The organism is Galbibacter sp. (assembly GCF_035306585.1).
Taxonomy (GTDB): Bacteria; Bacteroidota; Bacteroidia; order Flavobacteriales; family Flavobacteriaceae; genus Galbibacter.
In genome coordinates this window covers 1-4,484 of record NZ_DATGNU010000081.1, presented here as the reverse complement: position 1 = coordinate 4,484, position 4,484 = coordinate 1, and the positions used below count along the sequence as shown (strand labels likewise).

At 36.2% G+C, this 4,484-nt stretch carries 5 protein-coding genes and 1 tRNA gene; 4 read left to right on the top strand and 2 right to left on the bottom strand.

Annotation, left to right across the window (positions count from 1 at the left end):
* Nucleotides 1-327: DegT/DnrJ/EryC1/StrS family aminotransferase (locus tag VKY50_RS08300; RefSeq protein WP_324300770.1), on the bottom strand; the 327-nt coding region annotated here is incomplete at its 3' end.
* A gap of 100 nt (nucleotides 328-427) precedes the next feature.
* Here VKY50_RS08300 and VKY50_RS08295 point away from each other — a divergent pair.
* The 4 genes from VKY50_RS08295 (at nucleotide 428) to VKY50_RS08280 (ending at nucleotide 3,982) form a co-directional block, all read left to right on the top strand.
* Nucleotides 428-1,687 carry a 3-deoxy-D-manno-octulosonic acid transferase gene (locus VKY50_RS08295; RefSeq protein ID WP_324300767.1) on the top strand — a complete coding sequence of 420 codons (1,260 nt, stop codon included), beginning with the start codon at nucleotides 428-430 and terminating at the stop codon, nucleotides 1,685-1,687.
* 96 nt (nucleotides 1,688-1,783) lie between these two features.
* A complete protein-coding gene (locus VKY50_RS08290) occupies nucleotides 1,784-2,041 on the top strand; it encodes a hypothetical protein (RefSeq protein WP_324300765.1) in 258 nt (85 codons plus the stop codon).
* 832 nt (nucleotides 2,042-2,873) lie between these two features.
* Entirely contained in the window at nucleotides 2,874-3,599 is a 726-nt protein-coding gene (locus VKY50_RS08285; protein WP_324300763.1) for a hypothetical protein, read from the top strand.
* A 233-nt stretch (nucleotides 3,600-3,832) separates the two neighbouring features.
* Nucleotides 3,833-3,982: a hypothetical protein gene (locus VKY50_RS08280; protein WP_324300761.1), complete on the top strand. Its 150-nt coding sequence runs from the start codon at nucleotides 3,833-3,835 to the stop codon at nucleotides 3,980-3,982.
* Between the two features lie 361 nt (nucleotides 3,983-4,343).
* Here the strand turns inward: VKY50_RS08280 and VKY50_RS08275 are convergent.
* Nucleotides 4,344-4,419: transfer RNA gene (locus VKY50_RS08275), tRNA-Phe, on the bottom strand.
* Between the last annotated feature and the right edge of the window lie 65 nt (nucleotides 4,420-4,484).

Below are 4,484 nucleotides of genomic sequence, written 5' to 3'. Positions count from 1 at the left end.
ATTCGCATCGACATCCACCAAAACAGGAGTGAGCTGTAAAAGTCCAATAACTTCTACCGTTGCTGCGAAAGTGAAATCTGTGGTAATAACTTCGTCCCCAGGTTTTAGTTCTAATCCCATCATTGCAATTTGCAGCGCATCGGTACCGTTGGCACATGGGATGACGTGTTTAACACCTAGGTAGGACTCTAATTCTTTTTGAAAGTTGTGAACCTGTGGACCATTGATAAAGGCTGCTGATTCTAGTACTTCTGTTAGAGAATTGTTGACTTGTTCTTTTATAGTTTGGTATTGACTTTGTAAGTCAACCATCTGTATTTTCCTCATTTGGATTCTTCTTAAATAACCGTGGTAAAATTACAAAATAAAGTTTCCTCACCCAATGTATTAACAGAAAGTAACGTATTTTAGCGACAAAAGGGAAAAAGTGTATTTTTTATATAATATCGTTGTACATATCGTCAGTGGTTTGCTCTTTGTAGTGGCATTATTTAGTGCTAAAATAAGGCGATTTGTTCAGGGTCGAAAAGGAACCTTTAGCTATTTAAAAAACCAGTTGGAAAAGGAAGACCGTGTGATCTGGTTTCACACAGCTTCTTTGGGGGAATTTGAACAAGGGTTACCCTTAATTGAGCAGTGTAAAAAAGAGTATCCTAATTATAAGATACTTGTTACCTTCTTTTCTCCATCAGGGTATGAGGTTAAAAAAAATACCCATGTTGCGGATATGGTGTGCTATCTTCCCTTAGATACCAAAGGAAAAATAAATCGATTTTTAGAATTGACTCGCCCTAAACTCGCTATTTTTGTTAAATATGAGTTTTGGCCTAATACGTTAAATCTTCTTCGAAAACGCAATATTCCCACCTTACTGGTTTCTGGCATTTTTAGGCCCGATCAAGTATTCTTTAAACCCTACGGTGGGTTTATGATACGATCATTGAAGACCTTTACACATTTTTTTGTTCAAAATGAGGAATCAAAATCCCTACTTCATGGGATTAATTTTCTCAATGTCACTGTTAGCGGGGATACCCGGTATGATCGTGTGGTTGAAATATTGGATCGTAACAACAGTTTAACCTTTATGGAGAGATTTGTAGGCAATTCTATTTGTTTGGTTGCTGGAAGTACATGGCCAGAAGACCAGGCTCTTTTGGTAGATTATATCAACGCCTCGGCCAGGAAAGATTTAAAGGTGGTTATAGCTCCTCATAAAGTAGCGTGCGATCAGATTGAAAAACTTCAAATGAGTATAAAGAAAAACGTAGTTTTATATTCAAAGATGGATCTCGAGACTGTGGATGGAGCCCAGGTACTAATTGTGGACACTATAGGGCTTCTAACACGAATTTACAGTTATGCCGATATAGCCTATGTGGGAGGAGGTATGGGCTCCACAGGATTACATAATACACTAGAACCTGCTGTTTTTGGAATTCCAGTAATAATAGGAAAGCATTATAAAGGTTTTATTGAAGCGGAAAAACTCGTCGAACTAGGCGGAATTGAGTCGATTTCCACTAAGGATGAATTTTTTAGCAAACTAGATTATTTGCTTGATAATCATAATGTTATAAAAGAAAAAGGGTGTATTAATAAAAAATATATAGAAAAAAAGACAGGTGCAAAAATCCAAATAGGCAATTATATTCGTAAATTACTTATAGATTCCACAGCGGATTGATAAGAGAATTTGTTGAAGAATTTATCTCGAAGAGGAAGGAGAACCCTAAGATCTTCGAGTTGCAAAATTTAAAAAAATAATAAACAAACAACTATTATGAAAAAAGTAATTTTAGGATTAGCAATTGTTTTAGGTCTTACTGTTATTTCTTGTAAAGAAACCACCAAAGAAAAGACTCAAGATGCAGTAGAAAGCGCTGCAGAGGATGTTGAAAACGCTGCAGAGGATGTAGGTGAAGCATTTGAAAATACGGTAGATAAAGCAGGAGAAGCTATTGATACTGCTGCTGAAGATGCTGGAGAGGCCATCGATAAAGCCGCCGAGGATACAAAAGAAGCTTTAAAAGTTGACTAATTAGAATTAGTCATACTGTTATAATGTAAGAGCCATCTATTAAAAAAGTAGATGGCTTTTTTTAATTAACAACGATTTTGTCTTAAAACCCAAATTTTGGGAGTGATCCTGTGTTTCTTTTGCAACTTAAGATACTTTTTGTTAGAGAAAATATGATGATTACTCGTTTTATTATTGCTTTTTACTGGTTCATAAGAAATACGATTACGGATGTAAGGCTTCTTTGGTGTTGATGCAAAAGACGGGGATTATCGCAGGAGCCATGACCTTTAAGAACAATGTGTATGATGGGCACACCTTAGGGAAGACGTGCTGCAACAAACCACTCCTTAACGGGTAAACCCCCGAAAACAGCCATTGTAGAACGGGGTTATCAAGGAAAACAACTAGTAGGAGATACTCCGATTCATCTCCCTAAATCCCCATCGAAAGGGGACGGTGCTTATTAAAAAGGAAAAAACGCAAACCCCACCGCAGAAGGGCGACCATAGAGCCCATCATCGGACACCTCAAAGCAGAACATAGGGAGCAAGAAACTTCTTGAAAGGACAAGTGGGCGACAGTATGAATTTTACCATGGCAGCCGCAAGGTTTATCTTGAGAAAATTAATGGTAAAACTCCAAGAGATCAAATTTTGGCTCTATGTGGAAATTAATCTGATAAATTACAGTGACCTATTGCCTTATGGGACAGTTAAAAAACAATCAAGAAGGTAGCTAGTAACTCTTTTTTAAGGATTAACTGATTAAAGCTACGCTATTTTGTTTATTTTTTTAATATATTGAAAAAAAGTGTTAAATGGATTCAGGCTATGGTCTAAAAAATGCAGTAATGAAAAAAGTAATATTACTTTGTATTTCTTTTATAGGCTTGGTCTCTTGTTTTGACCAAAAAGAAACCTTGGGTGTAACAGATATAGTCAAAGGACAGCAATGGAATTTAAAAATCGGAAGCTCGCCTGAAGAAGTGTATTATCAACTTCAGGAACTGGGAGAGGAGAAAGGTTTTGATGATATTACCTTGGTGTGCAAATCAGGGGAGCATTTGGCAAGTATAGGAGATAACTTATCATTATATAATGCGGTAACTATACTGCGACCAAGCTATGATACCGATAGTGTTTATATTGGGTTTAAAAATGAAGAAGTTACTGAAATCAAAAGATGGAGGGATCCAGTGTTTGTTATAGAGGAATGGTTAGAAGATGAAACAGGAGAAGTCTCTATGCCTTTTCTTCCTGGAGATTTAAAGCTGGAAGTGGATATTTTGAAAAGTTGGTCAGAAGAATTTCCAGAGATTTCCATAAACCTGGGAGATCCTGTTAATTTGGTTTCGGAAAAGTTGGGGGAAATTCTAAATCGATTAGGGATAACAAAGATGCCTATTGCTCTAATAGAGAAAAACCTCAAAAAAGGATATGATCCAGCGATGGCGAAATATAACCAATGGGAATTCTCTTTTCTAGGTATCATGGAGGATGTCCGAGTAAGGAGATATTCCATACGACTGTATTTTGATAATGACAAATTGAATAGGATCCGAAAGGAATATTGGTAGACACTTTTTTTACGATATTTAAAAAGTCTGTAACAAAAAAAATGAATCATGATACTAATGGAGTTAGCATCAATCAAACCAATATTTTATGAAATCCATTTTAATGTCGGTGGCAGTACTAATCCTATTTTTTTCTTTAAAAGCAATACCGATTCTTTCGTGTGTACCCCTTTTGATTTACCGTGTGATACATTGACTTTTTACTGAACCCTGGACCTGTCCTATATGCGGAATTGTACAATCGCATCGGCAGAAATGCCCATCAAAAGCAAAAATTCGGACAGGCCATCATCGAAGAAAACGGGATTAAAAAATTCTATCCTATTGAGAATGTATCTGAAGTCGACCAGCGGAGAAAATCCATCGAGCTTAGACCTTTCTAAGTGTACGCCAATGAAAATTATGTTGTGTATTAAAAATACAAATTTAACAAATAATAAGGGGTGTGACATTATTGCCTTATTCTTTAATAATATTCCGTACTTCGGAATGCACTTTTAAAAATTCAGCATCAGCGTCCGTAACTTTTCTGTGAAACGGGGGCATGATCCCATAAACTTTTGCTGGATCAATCTCAAAAGTTGGGTCTAAATTGAAAATTAGTTTTCTTTGTTCTTTAAATTATTTAGATGAATAAAAAAAACCAGAAATTGTTCTTGATCCAATTTGATCTGGCAAGATCGGAATAGCATTAAAAACCAAAAAACCGCAACATCATCGAAAAGAATTTGTTACGGTTTTTTCTGGTGGTGCCTCCAGGAATCGAACCAGGGACACAAGGATTTTCAGTCCTTTGCTCTACCAACTGAGCTAAGGCACCAGTTGCTTGATTGCGGGTGCAAATATAAATTCAATTTTAATATTACCAAAACATTTGTGGAAAAA